14 protein-coding genes and 2 pseudogenes are annotated in these 18,420 nt (G+C 71.0%); 7 read left to right on the top strand and 9 right to left on the bottom strand.

The window, feature by feature from the left end; all coding sequences use genetic code 11:
• Positions 1-162: 162 nt before the first annotated feature.
• Positions 163-828: a MarR family transcriptional regulator gene (locus AB0A95_RS08280; protein WP_357554923.1), complete on the bottom strand. Its 666-nt coding sequence runs from the start codon at positions 826-828 to the stop codon at positions 163-165.
• Positions 829-886: 58 nt separating this feature from the next.
• Between AB0A95_RS08280 and AB0A95_RS08275 the strand changes: the two genes are divergently transcribed.
• Entirely contained in the window at positions 887-2,017 is a 1,131-nt protein-coding gene (locus tag AB0A95_RS08275) for a PP2C family protein-serine/threonine phosphatase (protein WP_357554922.1), read from the top strand.
• Positions 2,018-2,027: 10 nt separating this feature from the next.
• On the opposite strand, the gene AB0A95_RS08270 is transcribed toward AB0A95_RS08275, so the two are convergent.
• The 7 genes from AB0A95_RS08270 to AB0A95_RS08240 all read right to left on the bottom strand — a co-directional run bounded on the left by AB0A95_RS08270 (position 2,028) and on the right by AB0A95_RS08240 (position 10,463).
• Positions 2,028-3,506: a sugar transferase gene (locus AB0A95_RS08270; RefSeq protein WP_357554921.1), complete on the bottom strand. Its 1,479-nt coding sequence runs from the start codon at positions 3,504-3,506 to the stop codon at positions 2,028-2,030.
• A gap of 210 nt (positions 3,507-3,716) precedes the next feature.
• Complete coding sequence (locus AB0A95_RS08265; RefSeq protein ID WP_357554920.1) at positions 3,717-5,474, bottom strand: substrate-binding domain-containing protein; 1,758 nt, start codon at positions 5,472-5,474, stop codon at positions 3,717-3,719.
• 128 nt (positions 5,475-5,602) lie between these two features.
• Positions 5,603-6,640, bottom strand: a complete 1,038-nt coding sequence (locus tag AB0A95_RS08260; RefSeq protein ID WP_357554919.1) for a lactonase family protein — start codon at positions 6,638-6,640, stop codon at positions 5,603-5,605.
• An 87-nt stretch (positions 6,641-6,727) separates the two neighbouring features.
• Positions 6,728-7,330, bottom strand: coding sequence for an ATP/GTP-binding protein (locus tag AB0A95_RS08255; protein WP_357554918.1), 603 nt, complete (start codon positions 7,328-7,330; stop codon positions 6,728-6,730).
• Positions 7,311-7,700: a DUF742 domain-containing protein gene (locus tag AB0A95_RS08250; protein ID WP_357554917.1), complete on the bottom strand. Its 390-nt coding sequence runs from the start codon at positions 7,698-7,700 to the stop codon at positions 7,311-7,313. Before AB0A95_RS08250 ends, AB0A95_RS08255 begins: the two co-directional genes overlap by 20 nt.
• Positions 7,690-8,112: a roadblock/LC7 domain-containing protein gene (locus AB0A95_RS08245; protein WP_357554916.1), complete on the bottom strand. Its 423-nt coding sequence runs from the start codon at positions 8,110-8,112 to the stop codon at positions 7,690-7,692. The genes AB0A95_RS08250 and AB0A95_RS08245 overlap by 11 nt, the downstream gene beginning before the upstream one ends.
• Positions 8,112-10,463: a nitrate- and nitrite sensing domain-containing protein gene (locus AB0A95_RS08240; RefSeq protein ID WP_357554915.1), complete on the bottom strand. Its 2,352-nt coding sequence runs from the start codon at positions 10,461-10,463 to the stop codon at positions 8,112-8,114. Before AB0A95_RS08240 ends, AB0A95_RS08245 begins: the two co-directional genes overlap by 1 nt.
• Positions 10,464-10,830: 367 nt before the next feature.
• On the opposite strand from AB0A95_RS08240, the gene AB0A95_RS08235 reads away from it, so the two are divergent.
• The 5 genes and pseudogenes from AB0A95_RS08235 to AB0A95_RS08215 all read left to right on the top strand — a co-directional run bounded on the left by AB0A95_RS08235 (position 10,831) and on the right by AB0A95_RS08215 (position 15,093).
• On the top strand, positions 10,831-11,424 hold the full coding sequence (locus AB0A95_RS08235) for a hypothetical protein (protein ID WP_357554914.1): 594 nt from the start codon (positions 10,831-10,833) through the stop codon (positions 11,422-11,424).
• Between the two features lie 326 nt (positions 11,425-11,750).
• A pseudogene (locus tag AB0A95_RS08230) lies at positions 11,751-12,005 on the top strand (hypothetical protein); the annotation flags it as partial.
• Between the two features lie 629 nt (positions 12,006-12,634).
• Complete coding sequence (locus tag AB0A95_RS08225) at positions 12,635-14,293, top strand: sodium:solute symporter family protein (protein ID WP_357554913.1); 1,659 nt, start codon at positions 12,635-12,637, stop codon at positions 14,291-14,293.
• A 15-nt stretch (positions 14,294-14,308) separates the two neighbouring features.
• A complete protein-coding gene (locus AB0A95_RS08220) occupies positions 14,309-14,617 on the top strand; it encodes a hypothetical protein (RefSeq protein ID WP_357554912.1) in 309 nt (102 codons plus the stop codon).
• Between the two features lie 89 nt (positions 14,618-14,706).
• On the top strand, positions 14,707-15,093 hold the full coding sequence (locus AB0A95_RS08215) for a hypothetical protein (RefSeq protein WP_357554911.1): 387 nt from the start codon (positions 14,707-14,709) through the stop codon (positions 15,091-15,093).
• Positions 15,094-15,215: 122 nt separating this feature from the next.
• On the opposite strand, the gene AB0A95_RS08210 is transcribed toward AB0A95_RS08215, so the two are convergent.
• Complete coding sequence (locus AB0A95_RS08210) at positions 15,216-17,003, bottom strand: glycoside hydrolase family 6 protein (RefSeq protein ID WP_357554910.1); 1,788 nt, start codon at positions 17,001-17,003, stop codon at positions 15,216-15,218.
• 603 nt (positions 17,004-17,606) lie between these two features.
• On the opposite strand from AB0A95_RS08210, the pseudogene AB0A95_RS08205 reads away from it, so the two are divergent.
• A pseudogene (locus AB0A95_RS08205) lies at positions 17,607-18,420 on the top strand (hypothetical protein); the annotation flags it as partial.

Here is an 18,420-nt window from a genome sequence, read left to right as displayed (position 1 = left end):
CATCAGGGCGGCGTGCCGACCGACGGGATCAGGGCGGCGTGCCGACCGACGGGATCAGGGCGGCGTGCCGACCGACGGGATCAGGGCGGCGTGCCGACCGACGGGATCAGGGCGGCGTGCCGCCCGACGGGATCAGGGCGGCGTGCCGCCCGGCCGGTGGGATCAGGCGGTTCGTGCCACCGGTGGTTCGCCGGTCGGCCGCTCCCGGGTGGTGCCGACGGATCGTTCCGGGTCGCCCGACGGGCCCGCCCAGGCCGTGCGGGTCTGTTGGTGGCTGTCGCGCGACAGATCCCCCGACCGCCCGCCGGGTCGGTCCGGGTCGTCCGGCCAGCCCTCCGGCCCCGTCGGGTCGTCCGACGCCGGTGTGCTCCGCGCCTGCTGCCGCTGAGCGACCTCGGCGAACTCCCGCATGCCGCTCAGCAGCGCGTCGCGGCCTTCCGGGCTCATCTCGGCCAGTACGACAGCCAGCTGCGCCCGACGGTCGGCCCGCAGCTCAGCGAGGAGCCGGCGGCCCTCCGGGGTGAGGTGCAGCGAGATCTCCCGCCGGTCGAAGCGGCCCGGCTCGCGCTCCAGCATGCCGGCGGCGACCAGCCGGTCGCAGAGGCGGCTGGCGGAGCTGAGCAGCATGTCGAGCCGGGTGGCCAGCCGCCGCAGGTTGATCCCGTCGTGCTGCTCCACCACCGTTACCGCTCGTAGTTGGGCACCGGACACCCGGTGGGCGGTGCCCTCCCGGGCGGATTCCCAGATGCCCAGCAGGGCAGCGGCCGCCTCGTCCAGCGCGGCGGCCATACTCGTCTCGGGGTCCGTCGGACCGTGCAGTTCGGCCATGGTGGCCCGAGACTACTCCGAACCCACTGGTGGTCGAGCTTTCAGCGAGGGAGCGACGATGAGCGAACCGGTCAATCAGGCACGCCGCGCCCTGAACCAGGCGCCGGCCGACCGGCTCGTGGGCGGTATCGGGGAGGTGCTCGCCCGGTCGTACGGGATCACCGACGTCGAGCTGTACCAGGTCGACTACAAGCTCTCCGAGCTGCTGCCGCTCACCGAGGGTGACTCGATCACCAGCCCCGGGCACCCCGCCTGGCGTGCTTTCGATCACCAGTCTCCGCTCCTGACCGAGGGCACCGCCTGGTTCCCGGTGACCATGCGGGGCGAGCGTCGAGGGGTGCTGTGCCTGGCACCCGTTCCGGACGACCGGGAGGTCGTCGCCGAGCTGGCCGACATCGCCACCGCACTCGCCCACGAGGTGGCCGCGGTCTCCGCCGGCACCGACGTCTACCGGGCGGCGCGGCGTGCCCAGCGCCTCACCCTGGCCGCCGAGATGCAGTGGGACCTGCTCCCCGGCCGCAGCCGGATCCGTCCCGCGTTCAGTCTGGCCGGGCAGTTGGAGCCGGCGTACGCGGTGCGCGGCGACAGCTTCGACTGGTCCGACGACGGGCAGCGGCTCTGGTTGTCCACCATCAACGGCACCGGTGAGGGTGTCGCCGCCTCCCTGCTCACCTCGTTGGCCACCCACGCGCTGCGCAACGCGCGCCGGGCCGGGCTGAGCCTGGCCGACCAGGCCGCCCTCGCCGACCGGGCCCTCTTCGACCTGTACCGGGGTGAGCAGCACCTCTCCGCGTTGCTGATGGAGTTGGACCTGCGGTCGGGGGTGATGACGGTTGTCGACGCCGGGTCACCCCGACTCGTCCTGCTGCGCGACGGGGAGGTCACCGAGCAACCCCTGGACGCGCAGTTCCCCCTCGGCATGTTCGAGGAGACCGACTACCACGAGCAGACGTTCCCGATGGAACGCGGCGACCGGGTATTCGTCGTCAGCGACGGGGTGGTGGAGGCCACCGGGCAGCACGTGCGCTACGGCGAGACGGCCCTGGACCGGTTCCTGCGGCGGACCGGGCCGATGGCGCCACTGGACGCCGTCCGGTCGCTGATCGGAGATCTGCGCGCGTTCGTGGCCGGTGACCTGGTCGACGACGCGGTGGTCGTCTGCCTGGACTGGCACGGCCCGCAAGCGTGACCGTCGGTCGTCAGTACGCGCCGCGGCCGTTGAGGACCGCACCGAAGGTCTTCCAGAGGATGGTGAGGTCGGCGGCGAGGGACCAGTTCTCCACGTAGTAGAGATCGAGCCGGATGCCGTCCTCCCAGCTCAGGTCGGACCGGCCGCTGACCTGCCACAACCCGGTCATGCCGGGCTTGACCAGCAGCCGCCGGGCCACGTCGCCGTCGTAGCGGGCCACCTCCGAGGGCAGCGGCGGACGGGGGCCGACCATGCTCATCTGACCCAACAGCACGTTCACCAGTTGGGGCAGCTCGTCCAGTGACCACTTGCGCAGCAGCCGCCCGACGCGGGTGACCCGGGGGTCGTGGCGCATCTTGAACATCAGGCCGTCGGTCTCGTTGCGCGCGGTCAGCTCGGCGAGCATCGCGTCGGCGTTCACCACCATGGTGCGGAACTTGAACACGCCGAACTCCTGCCCGCCCCGCCCGACCCGGACCTGGCGGAAGAGCACCGGGCCCCGACTGTCCAGTTTGATGGCCAGGGCGATGAACGCGATGAGCGGCAACAGCAGTGCCAGCGCCAGCGACGAGGCCGACCTGTCGACGAGACCCTTCACCAGCTTGCGCGCACCCCGGAACTCCGGTGCCTCGACATGGATCAGCGGCAGACCGGCGACCGGGCGGGTGTGGATGCGTGGGCCGGCGACGTCGGTGAGCGCGGGCGCCACGACCAGGTCGACGCCGGTGCCCTCCAACTGCCAGCCGAGGCGCCGCAGCCGGGTCGCGGTCAGCTCGCCGGAGGCGGTCACCGCGACAGTGTCCGCGCCGATGGCGGTGGCGGCCTCCGGGATACCACGGAACGACCCCACCACCGGCACGTCGCCCAGTCGCTGCGCCACGGGCGCGAGCAGCGCGTCCGGGATGCACGCACCAACCACCTGGTAGCCGGCGTACGGCTCGCGGCGCAACGTGTGCACCAACTCCAACACGTGGGCGGTGTCACCGACCACCAGCACCCTGCGGGACCAGCCGGCGCCCATCGAGCGGGCCCGGTGCAGGCGCTTGCGGGCGCCGAACCGTGCCACCTCCAGCCCAATGGTGCCCACCGCGAAGGAGATGCCCAGGAAACCCCGCGAGACGCCGAGGTCGGTGATGTAGCCGATGATGGCTATCGCGCCGGCCAGGCGCAGGCTGGCGGAGCTGACCCGCCGGTACTCGTCCGCCCCATAGCCGATCACCCGGTCGTCGTAGCAGCCGAGGGCCTTGAGCGAGATCAGCCACGCCACCACCAACCCCGGAGCGACGAGCACGTACGGGACCTCGGAGCCGGTGGGCTGGTCGTCGCCGAACCGGGCGACGTATCCGATGAGCAGCGCGATGATGAGAACGGTGGTGTCCAGTACCACCATGACCCGAACGTAGGACCGCTCGTCGGCGCGTGCCACGAGCCCGGCCCGGGGGCCGTTCGACTCCGCCGACGTGGCGGGGGTCAACAGTGCCGCGGTCACCGGCCCTCCCACTCTGCTCAGGGTGGCCCCGGTCAACAGGTCGGACCGGAGTCGGACCGACAGTGCCGGAACAGTCGACATCCTGCCCCGATAACTATGACTGCCGATTGCTTCGGACGTATTGCCGTCACTTTTCTTCAACCTGGAGGCCAAAAAGGGACCTGCCCACCGGATAGCTGGTGGGCAGGTCTCTGACTCCTTCGCGGCGGCTCAGCGCGGTGCCGGTGGGCGCCGCGCGATGGCGCTGAGGAAGATGCTGCCGATCTCGCTCGGGTCCTTGGTGACGAAGACATCGCCCCCGGTCACCTTCGTGATCGACTCAAGCTCGGCCTTGCTGACGCCCTCGCCGATGCCGATCATGATGACCTGGACCGGCCGCTCCGGGTCGGCGATCTGCTTGAGCTTGGCGAGCAACTGCTGCTGGTTGAGGCCGTTGTCGTCCTCGTTCTTGCCGTCGGTGAACAGCACGATCGAGTTGACCCGACCGGGCTGCCAGTTTTCCTGCACCGCCTGGTACGCGGCGAGCATCGTGTCGTAGAGGCCGGTGTCGCCGCTGGACGGCTTCACCGTGGCGAGCGCCCCCTCCAACTGGGCCCGCTGGCTGGAGAGCGGCCCGATGGGGATCAGCTGGCGGTAGTCCCGGTTGCCGACCAGCCTGGTGGAGAAGGTCCACAGGCCGATCGACCAGGAGTCGTCGAAGAGGCCCAGGCCGCGGCGTGCCGCCTCCACAGTTACCTCCTCCCGGCTCCGGTTGTTGGCCGACGGCACCGGGTCCTTCATCGAGCCGGAGACGTCGATCACGGCCAGCATCCGGCCGGACTGGGTGGCGATCGACCAACTGGACACGACCCGCTGGATCGCGGCCGGGTCCAACCCACCCGCGGCGGTGCCGCCGTTCGCCGGTGCGGTCGGCGCGCCGCCGGACGGGCTCGGGGCACCCTGCGGCGCCTGGAAGCCGGCGCCCCAGTTGCCGTCCGGTGCGCGCAGCGACTGCGCCGCGAGCCGGTCCCGGAAGTTGGGGCTGGTGAGCAGCTCGAACAGCACCCGGGCCGCCGACGCCTTACTCGGCTCGATGCCGGGCAGCACCGCGTACGGGTAGTCCAGCGGCATCGGGGCCGGCTCCATGTACAGCGCGGCGAGCGGCACCGGCGGCTTCTTGCTGTTGTAGGCGATCACGTCCTCTTCGGACAGCGCCGCCGCGCCGAGACCGCTGGCGATGGAGGTCGCGTCGTTGGCGGTCGGGAAGCGTGCCAACAGGTCGTTGCGGAGCGAGGAACGGCCGGTGGCCAGTGCGCGGAGCGCGCCGACGGTGTTGCGCTGGGCGTCGCCGCCCGCGCCGTTGGCGGCGGCGGTCAGCGAGAGCAGACCGGACAGGCCGGCGGCGTCACGGGTCGGCTCGACGATCCCGGTGCGCAGCGGCGCGGTTGTGTTGTTGAGCTGCTTGAGCAGGTCGGTCCAGTTGAACTTCTTGTCCGGCCAGCCCAGTCGGGTGGCGATCGGCTCGGGCATCGCGACGACGATGGGGCTGCGCGCGATGGACGCGCCGTTGGTCGGAGCGAACGCGGTCGCGTCCTTCTTCAACCGCAGCAGCCAGGTCGAGGAGTCCGGCACCCACACGTCCGGGCTGACGGCGGTGCCGCTGGCCTGCCCCACACCGGCGAGCACCGCGCCGTGCTTGGCCGCCACCACGGCCGCCACGTCGACCGGGTCGGACGCGGAGACATCGACCCTGATGCAGGTCGGACCCACCGCGGCGCCGTCCTTGACCCACTGGGACGCGGCGGCGTCCACCGCGGGCGCGAGTTCGGAGGCGACAGCCACCGCGAGTCGGATCTCCCCCGAGCAGTTGGACTGGACCAACTCTCGGTAGCCGAACCACGCGCCAGTCGTGACGACGAGAACCGTCGCCATCGCAGCGGCGGCGGCTAGGTGGAGTTTCGAACGCATGCGATGGCGGCCTGCTGACACGGTGACCATCTTGCGTACAAGGTGCCGTCTCTGCCACATCCGTTCGGACTAAAGTTACGGAGGAGAAACAGTTCACCACTATTTAGCAACACAGCGTGACGCGACAGCCCCGAGGTGTTGCCAAACCATCACGGCAACACACAGGTCGGGCTCGGCACCGGCACCGGCTCTCCGACCGCCGCCGGAACGCCGGTCTCGATGTCGCGCCGGAAGATCCGCACCATGTCCGCCCGTTCGTCGGCGACGTAGAGGTGCTCCCCGATCAGCGCGAAGTGCCGGGGCCACCCACCACCGGTGTCCACCTCCGCCACCAACTCGGGCAGTTCCCCGGCCAGGCTGAACGCCGCCAGCGTCCCCACCCCCCGGTTGGCGACATAGAGAAACCTGCCGTCCGGGCTGACCGCGACCTCCGACGGCTGGACATGACCGGACCGCTCGCTCGCCTCGACCCGACCCCGCTGGTGCAACGCGCCGTCGTCGGTCAGTTCGTACGCGGTGACCGAGGCGTCCAGCTCACCGACGAGGTAACAGCGTCGTCCGTCCGGGTGACGGGCCAGGTGCCGGGGCCCGGTGCCGGGCGTCGTACGGATGCGTGGCGCGCGGGGCACCAGCCGCCCGGTCGCGGCGTCCAGGTCGTACCGGTAGACCGAGTCGGTGCCGAGGTCCACAGCGAGCAGCGGCCCCCGGCCCGCCACCGGGGAGACCATGTGGGCGTGTGCGTGGTCCTGCCGCTCCGGGTCGGGGCCGTGCCCCTCGTGCGCCACCAGGTCGCTGCGCTCGCCGGGCACTCCCCGCGGGTCGAGTGGGAAGACCGCGACGCTGCCGCTGCCGTAGTTGGCCGCCACGAGGTGGCCGCCGTCGGTCGACACCGCCAGGTGGCAGGGCTCGGCCCCACCTGTCGACCGGCTACCCACCGGATCCAGCCCGCCGTCCGGCCCGACCCGCCAGGCGCTGATCTCCCCGTCCGTCAACTCGTTGACGGCGTAGAGCACCGGCAGGGTGGGGTGCCGCGCCAGGAAGGAGGGGGACGGGGTGACCGCCACCGTGCCGAGCGGGGTCAGCGCCCCGGTCGTCGGGTCGCGGTGTGCGGCGACGATGCCGCTGCCCCGCCCACCACTCTGCGCGGTGTAGCCCCCGATGTGGACGACCTCACCCTGACCACTCACGTCCCACTCCTCCGCCGACGTCCTCCGCTGATCCAACCAGAGGCTGCCCGCATTGCCCGCCGGTTAACCGGCTTTGCCGGCCGGACTTCAGGCCGTCGGCACCGGCTCCCCGCGCTGCCGGGCGACGTGCTCGACCAAGGAGATCAACACCATCTTCCCGGACTGCCGGTCCCGGGCGTCGCAGAGCACCATCGGCACGTCCGGGTCCAGGTCGAGTGCTCGGCGTACGGTCTCCAGGTTGAAACGACGGGAGTCGTCGAAGCAGTTCACACCCACCACGAACGGGATGCCACGCTGCTCGAAGTAGTCGATGGACGGGAAACAGTCGGCCAGCCGACGGGTGTCGGCGAGCACCACCGCGCCCAGTGCGCCGAACGCCAACTCGTCCCAGAGGAACCAGAACCGATCCTGGCCCGGCGTGCCGAACAGGTAGACCTGTAGGTCGTCGTTGATGGTGATCCGGCCGAAGTCCATCGCCACAGTGGTGGTCGACTTGCCCTCCACCCCGGAGATGTCGTCGGTGCCGACCCCGGCGCCGGTCAACACCTCCTCGGTCTGCAACGGGCGCACCTCGCTGAGGGCACTGACAAGCGTCGTCTTGCCAGCCCCGAAGCCACCCGCGATGAGGATCTTCAGTGCCAGCGGGATGGTGGTGCTGGTGCCCGCATGGTCATAGCGCACGGAGTCCACTGACCACCGCCTTGAGGATGTCGTCGTCGGGAATGATTCCGGCGGCCGGCGGCTCGTGCACCGCGACCAGGCCCGCACCCAGGAGATCACCGAGGAGGACCCGGACCACACCGACCGCGAGGTCCAGTTCGGCTGCCAACTCGGCCACCGACACCGGTCGGAGGGCCAACGCGATCAGCCGCCGATGCTCCGGGAGCAGGTGCGGATGCTCCGCCGCGTCGACGTCCGATCCCGCCAACACGAACGCGACGAGGTCGAACCCGTCGACGGCGGAGCGCACCCGCCCTTTCGTGAGCGTGTACGGGCGCACTACCGGGCCGGCCTCGCCGTCCAGCCACTCGTGCTGTGGCCCGGGCGGCTCAGCCCGCATCACCGGCTCCCACCGATGATCGGGGTGGCGCGGCGAGGCTCTCCCCCACCCGGATGACAAGCATCGCCATCTCGTACGCGACCAACCCGATGTCCGCGTCGGCGTCACTCACCACCGCCAGGCACGCACCCTGCCCGGCGGCGGTGACGAAGAGGTACGCCGACTCCATCTCCACGACGGTCTGCCGGACCGGCCCGCCGTCCACGTGCCGGCTGGCACCCCGGGCCAGGCTGGAGAAGCCGGCGGCGAGCGCACAGAGGTGCTCCGCGTCGGAGCGTTCCAACTCGGCCGAGCAGCCGAGCAGCAGACCGTCAGCGGACAGCACCACCGCCTCCCGGGCGGCCGGCACCCGTTGCACCAGCTCGTCGAGCAACCAGTCCAGGCCGGCGCTCTGCTTCGTCGATTGCCGCACTAGGCGTTCCTCTCAGTCGCGGTCGGTGGTTCGGGGGTCGTCGCCGGGCCGGCCGGGGCCGCCGGCACCGCGCGCTCGGCCGGCACCGCCGGAGCGGCGGGCGGGGTGGTGACTGTGGCGCGTCCACGCGCCGTTCCGGCCTGTAGGGCCGCCATCACCCGACGCACCTCCTCGGGAGACCTGGGCGCCGGGGTGTCGCCGACCGTCGACCGGGGCTGGGCGACGGGGGCACGACGTCGTACCCGGCGGGGTAGGCCGTCCAGTTCCTCGTCCACTGTCGACCCCGCGTCGCCCGCCACGCCGCCCGGGGTGGGTGCTCCGGCGGGCGGGGCGGGCGGGGCGGTGACGGCGCGGGAGGCCGTGGCTGGGCGGGTGCGGGACATGGTGCCCCGGCGAGCCGTCCGGGCCAGCCGCCGGGCCGGGTCGGCCGACGCGGCGACGAGCGTGGCGGGGTCGGGGCCGGCCGGTGGCTCGGCGGTGACCAGGTCGGTGGGGATCAGCACCACAGCTGTCACCCCGCCCTTCTCGGAGGGGCGCAGTTCGACGCGTACGCCGTGTCGGGCCGCCAGCCGGGCCACGACGAACAGGCCGAGTCGGGCGCTCTGCGCCGGGTCGAACTCGGGCGAGCTGGCCAGCCGGGTGTTGGCGGCCTCCAGCGCCGCGACGGACATGCCCAGCCCCCGGTCGGTGACCTCCAGCGCGTACCCGTTGGCCACCTGCTCCCCGGTGATGGTGACCCGCGTGTCCGGCGGCGAGAAGGCGGTGGCGTTCTCGACCAGCTCGGCGAGCAGGTGGATGACATCGCCGACCGCCCGGCCCAACACACCGGCGGGCTGCGTGGCGGTGATGTCCACCCGGTCGTACGCCTCGACCTCGGAGATCGCGCCGCGGACCAGGTCGACGATCGCCACCGGGTTTCGCCAACCGCGGCCGGGCGCGGAGCCGGCGAGGATGACCAGGTCCTCGGCGTGCCGACGGAGCCGGGTCGCCAGGTGGTCGACCTGGAACAGCTCGGCAAGCTCGTCCGGGTCCTCGGCGCGGCGCTCCATCCGGTCCAACAGGTGCAGCTGACGGTGCACCAGGCTCTGGCTCCGTCGGGCGATGTTGAGGAAGACCTCGTTGAGCCCACGACGCAGGGTGACCTCGTCCACTGCGGCCTGGACGGCGGTGCGCTGCACCTCGGTGAAGGCCCGCCCGACCTCGCCGATCTCGTCGTGGCCGTACTCCAGTGGCGGCGCCTCCCGGGCGACGTCCACCTGCTCGCCCCGACGCAGCCGGGTCACCACGTCCGGAAGACGGTGCTCGGCCAACTCCAGCGCGGCGGTACGGACGCCGCTGAGCCGCTGGACCAGCGTGCGGCCGAGCCGCAGCGCCACAAGCACCGAGACCACCACGGCGACGAGCCCGAGCACCCCGGCGGCGGCGAGCCGCAGCAGGATGCGTACCGCCATCGGCACCGAGCGGTCGGTGAGGCCGTCGGCCTCGGCCAGCTCGAAATCGCGCAGCTGCTGCTGCACCGTGTCATGGCTGGCCTGCCAGGCCGCCGCGTCGATCGGCGGCCGACCGGACCGGTTGGCCAGGAGCAGCGCGTCCTGCATCGTGCGCAGCCGGGTGAACGCCTCGCTCTCGGTCAACCGTTGGTACGCGACCCGCCCGGTCTCGGGCAGGTCGGCCACGGCGCTCTCGGTGAGCCACCGTTGGTTGCCGATGGCCTGCACGAGTTGGGTGTGCTCCCCCTCGGCGAACCGTCCGGCGGCCAGCGCGCCGGTCAGCAGCGCGTCGCTCTGGCCGAGCAGCTCCCGGGAGCGGCCCAACGCGGTGAGCGCCAGTGCCTGCCGGTTGAGGTCCGGGTCGTTGAGGGTCGCCATCGCGGAGAACGCCTGGAAGGCCGCGGTGACCATGCCGCTGTACAGGCCGATCGCGCCGCTGCGGTCCAGACTGCGGTCGTCGATGAACTGCCGGCCGGCCGGCAGCGCCGCCAGCGCGGTGACCAGGTGGTCGATCCGGGCTTCCAGCGGGTCGTTCGCGGCGTCGCGCAGGGCTTCCCCGTCGACCCGGCGGCGCAGCTCGGCGACGGCCCGGTCGGTGCGGGCCCGTTGCTCGGCCAGGACGGGCAACCGGGTGGTGCCCGCGAGTTGCACCACCGAGAGTCGCCGCTCCCGTTGCAGCTCGGTGACCACGACCTCGCCGGGGCGACCCAGGTCGTACAGCAGGGTGCGGGCCGAGAGCAGGTCCAGGGCGGGCCCGAAGGTCAGCGTGGTCGCGAAGATCCACAGCGCCAGGAGCGCGGTCACCGGCGCGACGACCAACGCGGTCAGCTTGGAGCGGATCGGCCAGTCGCGGGTTCTCATCAGACCTCGCCCGTACAGGGGTGGCAGGAGGGGTGCCGGCACCGCCGGGCAACGCGTCGGCCGGCGGTGCGCCCGGCGAACGCCGGGCACCGGCGCGGGCGCCTTGGGCAGGATACGTAATCGGGGGCGGTTGCACTACCGCCCGTCGCGCCGACATCGACGCTCCGAGATGCGCCTCACAGGGCGACGGAGGATCCGCTCCCGATCGACCTGGGCCGACGCGTTTTCTGGACTGGGTCAGGTCTGCGCCGATTGACGGAGCTGCGGGCTCTCTTCCCGCTCCCGCCCGCAAGCCGGCCAGAAAGTGCCCCGGATCGGGATTGGCGATCAGTGCGCGGAGGGAATACCAGGTGACGAAGGAGGAGCCATGTCGCCCACGCAGGTAATCGTCATCGTGCTCGCCGTGCTCGTGATCGTCGCGGTGCTGGCCGTGGCCGCCCGGTCACTCAGCCGCCGTCGTGCGCTGCGCGACCGGTTCGGGCCGGAGTACGACAGGGTGGTGGAGGAGCAGGACAGCCGGTCCGCCGCCGAGCGCGAACTGCGCGACCGGGAACGCCGGCACGCCGAGCTCACGCTCACCCCGCTCAGCCCGGAGTCCCGGGCCCGCTACAGCGCCGCCTGGGAGGAACTCCAGGTGCGCTTCATCGACTCGCCGGGCGAAACTGTTGGCGACGCGGACGAACTGGTCACCCGGCTCATCGAGGAGCAGGGCTACCCGACCGGTGATTTCTCCGACCAGATCGCCCATCTTTCCGTCGAGCACGCTCGCACGCTTACCAACTACCGCGACGCGCACGACATCCACCTGCGCAACTCCCGGGGCGAGGCCAGCACCGAGGAGCTGCGGCAGGCGGTCGTGCACTACCGGGCCCTGTTCGCCGACCTGCTCGGCGAGGAGCCGGTTGGCCGCCGTACGCCCGAACAGCGCCACCACCCGGACCACGACTCGACGAGCCGCTGAGGAGGCCACCGATGCGCCAGGAAGAACAGCAGGCCAGCAACGACCACCCCGAGGCCGTCCGGTCCGCGCCCGTCCCGGTGCCTCCCACCGGCGACCGGACCGGCCGCTCGGACGTCCCTGAGGACGCCCTGGACGACCGGGGCACCTTCGACGACAGGACCGCCCCGAACGAGCGGGCAGCCTCCGACGAGCAGGGCGACTCGAACGAGTGGACCGTCCCCGACGCACGGGCCGACGACGCCGACCGGGCCGATAACGCCGACCGGGCCGACGACACCGCACGCGTCGACGACACCGACCGGGATGCCGCGTACGACCCGGTCGACGACGAGCGTGCCGACGACACCGACCCGCGCCACCGGCGGGACGACCGGCCCGCCGACGAGGGCGGTTTCCACGAGCCGGGGCCGCTGCCGACGGCGTTCGGCGCCACCACCGTCGCCGACGCGGTGGCGGCCTCGGCGTTGGCCAGCCCAAACCCGCAGGATCAGCCAGACGCCCGGGCCGAGCGGACGGCCCAGCCGGGTGACGGTGCCGAGGACGGCGAGCGCGAGGGTCTGCGCGCCGACCCCACGGCCGACCTGCACCGCAGGGATGCCACCCCGGGCACCGACCCGGACGCCGTGACCGCCGGCGCGGCCGGTTACGGCAGCGCGACACCGGAGATGGTCGACCCGGACGCGGACGGCGAGCCGGTCGACAGCAAGAGCGACAGCACGCTGGGCGCCGCCGGGACATCGCGGCCCGCCGGGTCGACAGTCGCCGCCGAGCCGGCCACACTCCTGGACAACGACACCGCGCAGGGCTTCCGGGACCGCTGGCGGGACGTGCAGCTGCGTTTCGTCGACGACCCGCACGCGGCAGCCGGCGAGGCGCAGTCGCTGGTGGAGGAGGCCATCCAGGCCCTCTCCTCGGCGCTGGCCGCGCAGAAGAACACGCTGGGCGGGTGGCAGGACGCCGGCTCGGCCGACACCGAGCAACTGCGGATGGCGGTGCGCAACTACCGGGACTTCCTGGACCGCGTACTGGGTCGCTGAGCGACGCACGCAGGGCCGCCCCGGCCGGTCGGCCGGGGCGCCCCCTCGCGCTGCGGAACCGGCCCGATTCACCCGAAACCACCTCCACGGACGTCGAGGCGTGAAACCGTCCGCACAGGGGTAATACGGCGCGCGCGGCTAACAGCGCGGACCGCGGGACGAGGGGTGACGGGATGGACGGCGACGGTCTCCGGCTCGACATGAACGGCCTGGACTACCTGATCCTGGCGCTGTACTTCGTCACGGTCCTCGGAGTCGGCATCGCCGCCCGCCGGGCGATCCGCACCAGCGTCGACTTCTTCCTCTCCGGCCGGTCCCTGCCGGCCTGGGTGACCGGGCTCGCCTTCGTCTCGGCGAACCTGGGCGCGTTGGAGATCATCGGTATGGCCGCGAACGGCGCCCAGTACGGCGTCATGACCGTGCACTACTACTGGATCGGCGCCGTGCCGGCGATGGTCTTCCTGGGCATCGTGATGATGCCGTTCTACTACGGGTCGAAGGTCCGCAGCGTGCCCGAGTACCTGCGGCTGCGGTTCAACCGCCCCACCCACCTGCTCAACGCGCTCAGCTTCGCCGTCGCCCAGGTGCTGATCGCCGGGGTCAACCTCTACGCGCTGGCCCTGGTGATGCAGGCACTGCTCGGCTGGCCGCTCTGGACCGCGATCGTGGTGGGCGCGGCGATCGTGCTGGCGTACATCACCATCGGTGGTCTGACCGGCGCGATCTACAACGAGGTGCTCCAGTTCTTCGTCATCCTGGCCGGCCTCATCCCGGTCACCGTGATCGGCCTGGTCAAGGTCGGCGGGGTGAACGGTCTGATGGACGCGGTACGCGACTCCAAGCTCGGCGAGGCGGGCCTGCACGCGTGGCAGGACACCGGCAGCACTGCCAACCCGCTGGGCGCGCAGTGGATCGGCATCGTCTTCGGCCTCGGTTTCGTGCTGTCCTTCGGCTACTGGACGACGAACTTCGCCGAGGTGCAGCGGGCGCTGTCGGCGAAGAACATGAGCGCCGCGCGTCGTACGCCGATCATCGCCGCGTACCCGAAGCTGTTGATCCCCCTGGTCACGATCATCCCCGGCCTGGTGGCCCTGGTGACGGTGAAGGGCCTGGGCGCGGAGAGCGGCGACCTGCAGTACAACAACGCGATCCCGCTGCTGATGCGCGACCTGCTCCCCAACGGCGTGCTCGGGGTGGCCGTCACCGGCCTGCTCGCCTCGTTCATGGCCGGCATGGCGGCAAACGTGAGTGGCTTCAACACCGTCTTCACCTACGACATCTGGCAGGCGTACATCCGCCGCGACCGGCCGGACGACTACTACGTGCGCGTCGGTCGGTGGGCGACGGTCGCGGCCGTGGTGATCGGCATCGGCACGGCGTTCATCGCCGCCGGGTTCAGCAACATCATGAACTACATCCAGGCGCTCTTCTCCGTCTTCAACGCACCGCTGTTCGCCACCTTCATCATCGGCATGTTCTGGAAGCGGATGAGCGCGCTGGCCGGCTTCTGGTCGCTGCTGCTGGGCACCCTGGTGTCGCTCAGCCTCTACCTGCTCTACAAGGGTGGCGTCATCGACTTCAACTCCGACCTGGAGGAGAGCTTCTGGGGGGCCGGTCTCGCGTTCGTCACGGCGGTGGTGGTCGCCGCGATCATCACCCCGCTCACCGCACCCAAGCGCGACGAGGAGCTGCGCGGGCTGGTCTACGGCATGGGCGGCGTCGACCTGAAGGGCGACGTGCTCGCCGGGGACGCCGTCTGGTACCGCTCCCCCGTGCTGCTCGGCGTGATCGCGGTGGCGCTCGCCGCCCTCTTCTACATCCCGGTCTTCTAGGAAAGGAGTCGGCAGATGAGCAACGACGGCCAGCCGGCACAGGACCCGCTGATCGACGAGACGCAGGAGGAGCAACGCCGTTCCGCCGCCGCCCGGTTGTTCGACGTCCGTCGGGTGATCGGTGGCCTCTTCGTGGCGTACGGGATCATCGTGACGCTGATCGGCATCTTCGACAGCGCGGCCGAGATCGACAAGGCCCAGGGCGTCCGGATCAACCTGTGGGCCGGGTTGGTGATGCTCGTCTTCGGCCTGCTCATGCTGTTCTGGCAGTGGCGGCGCCCGGCGGAGCCGCCGGCCCCCAACGAGCAGCCACCCGGCGCCTGACGCCTGACCTGGTCGGCACGAGCATGAGCCCGGCCCAAGGGGGTACGCGACGGGGATCAGGCACCGTGTCGGACACAGGAGGCACCACCATGACCGATCGCGATCGCCAACCGCCGTTGGAGGACAGCCCGGAGGTGGCCGCGGCGGTGGACGATGACACCACCGTCCCGCAGTTTCGGGGCGGAGGCGGCCCCGACCACGACAACCCCGGCTTCGCCGAGCCCCGGGACCGGCCGGACGACCTCGCGCCGGGCACCGACGAGCTGATCGGCGACCCCTATGCCGCCGGTTCGGGGGCGACCGGGACGGGCACCGGCGCTGGCGGCGACAACATCCGCACCGGCGCGGAGCAGCAGTGGGAGCCGGAGGATCTGGTGATGGCCCGCGGCCAGGACCTCACACCGGAGAATCTGGACAAGGCCCGCCGCGACCTGGCCGAGCAGGGTCGGGCGGCAATCGAGCGCACGGTGCCCTGACCGGGCACAAAGGGGGGGGTCCCCGACCCGACCTGTGACGGTCGGATCGGGGACCCGGGGGGACCTGCCGCCGGCAGTGCCTCACCTACTGCCGGTGGCGGGTGGTTACTGACGCGTTCCGGTCAGAGCGCCGGGTACGCGTTGCGCATGAGCTCCTGGAACTGCGCGGAGAACCACGCACCGGAGATGGGGGCATCCCCGAGCGCGCCCGACGGGTTGTTGCCGTTGCGGGCGTTACCGCCGTACGTCGGGTCACACATCCGGTCGAAGCCCTTGCCCTCGTTGTTCGGGATCTCCTTGCTGGAGCCGTCCGACTCACCCGGCGGCTTCACCCAGACGTACGCGTCGATGCCCGCAGCCGGGTTCGCCCGGGGCCGCTCACCGAGACCGGCGCCGGCCTGGTTGCACCAGTTGCCGAGGTGGGCCCGGCGGTCGATGCGACCACCGTTGACGTAGGTGTCCACGCTGGTCATCGCGCCCGGCCCGGTGGGCCGCGCGGAGCCGCCCCAACCGTTGCGGGACGTGTCGATCAGCATGCCGATGTTCGAGTTGAAGCCCAACGAGACAAGCTTGCTCCGGAACGCCTGGGCGAAGGACAGCTCGTCGACGTAGTAGTTCCAGTCGACCCACTTGGACTGCCGCACCGTCTGGCCGTTCACGTTGTCGGTGACCTTGAAGTACGGCTCCTGCAACGCCGAGTAGTTGGCGGTGTTGGTGATGAAGCCGTGCACGTTGTTGACAGTGCTGCCGGAGGCGACGGCGGCGGTCTTCAGGATCTCGGCGGACGGGTTGAAGTTGCTGTCCCAACCGAGCCAGCCGTGGTGGCCGGCGTCGATGTAGTTGTAGACGTTGCCGATGGCGCCGAGCTTTGCCAGGGCGTAGCCGACGCCGTTCACGTACGCGCCGTTGGCCTTGACCGTGTCACACATGACCGTGCCACCGGGCTGACCCGAGGTGTTGGTGACCAGGTTCGGCAGCGAGTCGATCTCGATGATGTTGATGATCCGCAGGTTGCGGTACTTCGACTCACCCTGGATCGCGGCGATCGGGTCGATGTACTGGGCCTTGTACTTGGGCAGCTCGTCCGGGCCCAGCTCGCCGTTGGAGGCGAGCGCGGAGCAGTCCCGGCCGGGCAGGTTGTAGATCACGAACTGGATGTAGCCGGCGCCCTGGCGCAGCGCCTCGTCCAGGTGGTCACGCACACCGAACGCGCCGTTCGAGCTGCTGTCCGGGGTGCCGTTGATCGCGGCGATCCGGTCCAGCCAGATGGCGGTGGGGTTGCTGGAGACCCGGCTTCCGCCGGGCTCGGCGTCCGCCTTGGCCTTCCACTCCGGGTTCACGTAACCCGGCACCCCGACGTACGGGTTGTCCACCTTCTGTCCAGGCGGCGGGCTCGTCGGCGGCGCGGAGGTGGGCGGCGCGGACGTCGGCGGCACGTCGGTCGGCGGCACGGAGGTCGGCGGCACGGAGGTCGGGGTGACACCGCCGTTGCAGACCACGCCGTTGAGGGTGAACGAGGTCGGCTTCGGGTTGCTGCCGCTCCAGGCGCCGTTGAAGCCGAGGGTCGCCGACGCGCCGGCGGCGAGGGTGCCGTTGTAGGACATGCTCCGGGCGGTCACCTGGCTGCCGGACTGGCTGAACTCGGCCGACCAACCCTGCTGCACCCGCTGGCTGGAGTTGGGGAAGGTCCAACCCAGCGTCCAACCGTTGACCGGGTCGCCGAGGTTCTTGACGGTGATGCTCGCGGTGAAGCCGCCGGCCCAGTCGTTCGTCGTGTAGCCGATCTCGCACTGCGTCGCGGCCTGCGCCGCCGTAACCGGAATCGTTACCAACCCACCGGCGACCAGGGCACCCGCGCCGGCGAGCGCGAGGGCCCGGCGTGGGCCGGACAGCCTTCTCCACACATTCATGCCACTGATCTCCTTGGGCGAGACCGGGCCCACGTACGGCCCGGCGAGACGGCCCGGTGAGCGTCCTGCACGGACGGCCGCCGGCGCCAACGGGATTCTTTCGGGGACGCCCGACCCGGACGGGCGATGGTGGTGGTGGTGCACGACCGACACGGCGGCCGGTCGAACGGCGGCGGGATGTCGCCCCGGTGAACCGGGTGCCCTCGACTGCCTGCCTGCGCGGTGTGGCTCCCCGAACCGCGTGCGCCGATTCTTACATGGGAGCGCTTCCATGGCAATGGCTCGATGCATGGAGGCGAGGTCAGCGCGCGGTTCGGTTTCGGACGATACCCCCGAGTCCGCCCGAGCAGCACGTACCCGACCGGCCCGGGCGCTACCGGATGCCCGAGCCGGGCGGGCACGACGGGCGAGGAACGCCGTGCCGCACCCGCGGGAGCCCGGGGCGCCCGAGAAGACGCGCGCCGCAGTGAAAGCCGCGTAGCACCCCTTCACCTCTTACCCGCACCAAAGGTCAAAACGCGAATCTTTCACTTCATAAGTCATGAAACGGTCTAACGTCGGTCTTAGCTCGGTTGTCGCCGGGCTCAGGACAACAGGGATGGAGTGACGCAGGTCATGGCTAAGAAGATGCTCGGGAAGGTCGTCGCGGGCGCCGCGCTCGGCGGCGCATCGCTCCTGGTGTTCGCACCGGGGATCGCCTACGCCAACGGCCACGACGACGGCAAGGACCACGACGGCAAGGTCTACGCCAAGCCGCACGTCGTCAAGGCCGGCGAAGAGGTCAAGCTCCTCGAGATCTGCCCGGATCGGCAGGAGCACGCGTTCGTGTGGTCCAAGGTCACCGGCAAGGTCAAGCTCGATCCGGCGAAGGAAGACCGGGGCGAGGACCGCGAGTGGGGCGAGGAGGAGGACTCCTACGACCACGAAGACGGCAAGGACGAGCACGGCAAGGACGACGAGGGCAAGGACGAGCACGGCAAGGACGACAAGGGCAAGGACCACGAGGGCAAGGACGAAAACGGCAAGGACGACAAGGGCAAGGACGAGCACGGCAAGGACGACAAGGGCAAGGACCACGAGGGCAAGGACGAAAACGGCAAGGACGACAACGGCAAGGACCACGAGGGCAAGGACGACGAGGGCAAGGACAAGTCGCAGCCCGGTGGCCAGGGTGGCGGCGCTGCCGCCGACGCCTACGAGGACGAGGGCAGCAAGGACTGGAAGGGCGAGGAGCACGGCCAGGACGCGGATGACAACCGCGACGAGAAGGACTGGGGCTCCAAGGACGAAGACAAGAAGGACTGGGAGTCCAAGGACGAGCACGGCTCGGACGAGGGCCGCGACGAGCACGGCTCCGACAAGGGCCGCGACGAGCACGGCTCGGACAAGGGCTGGGACTCCAAGGACAAGGACGAGG

This window comes from Micromonospora sp. NPDC049230, assembly GCF_040647875.1.
Classification (GTDB): Bacteria; Actinomycetota; Actinomycetes; order Mycobacteriales; family Micromonosporaceae; genus Micromonospora.
This window is presented reverse-complemented; position numbering and strand designations above follow the sequence as displayed.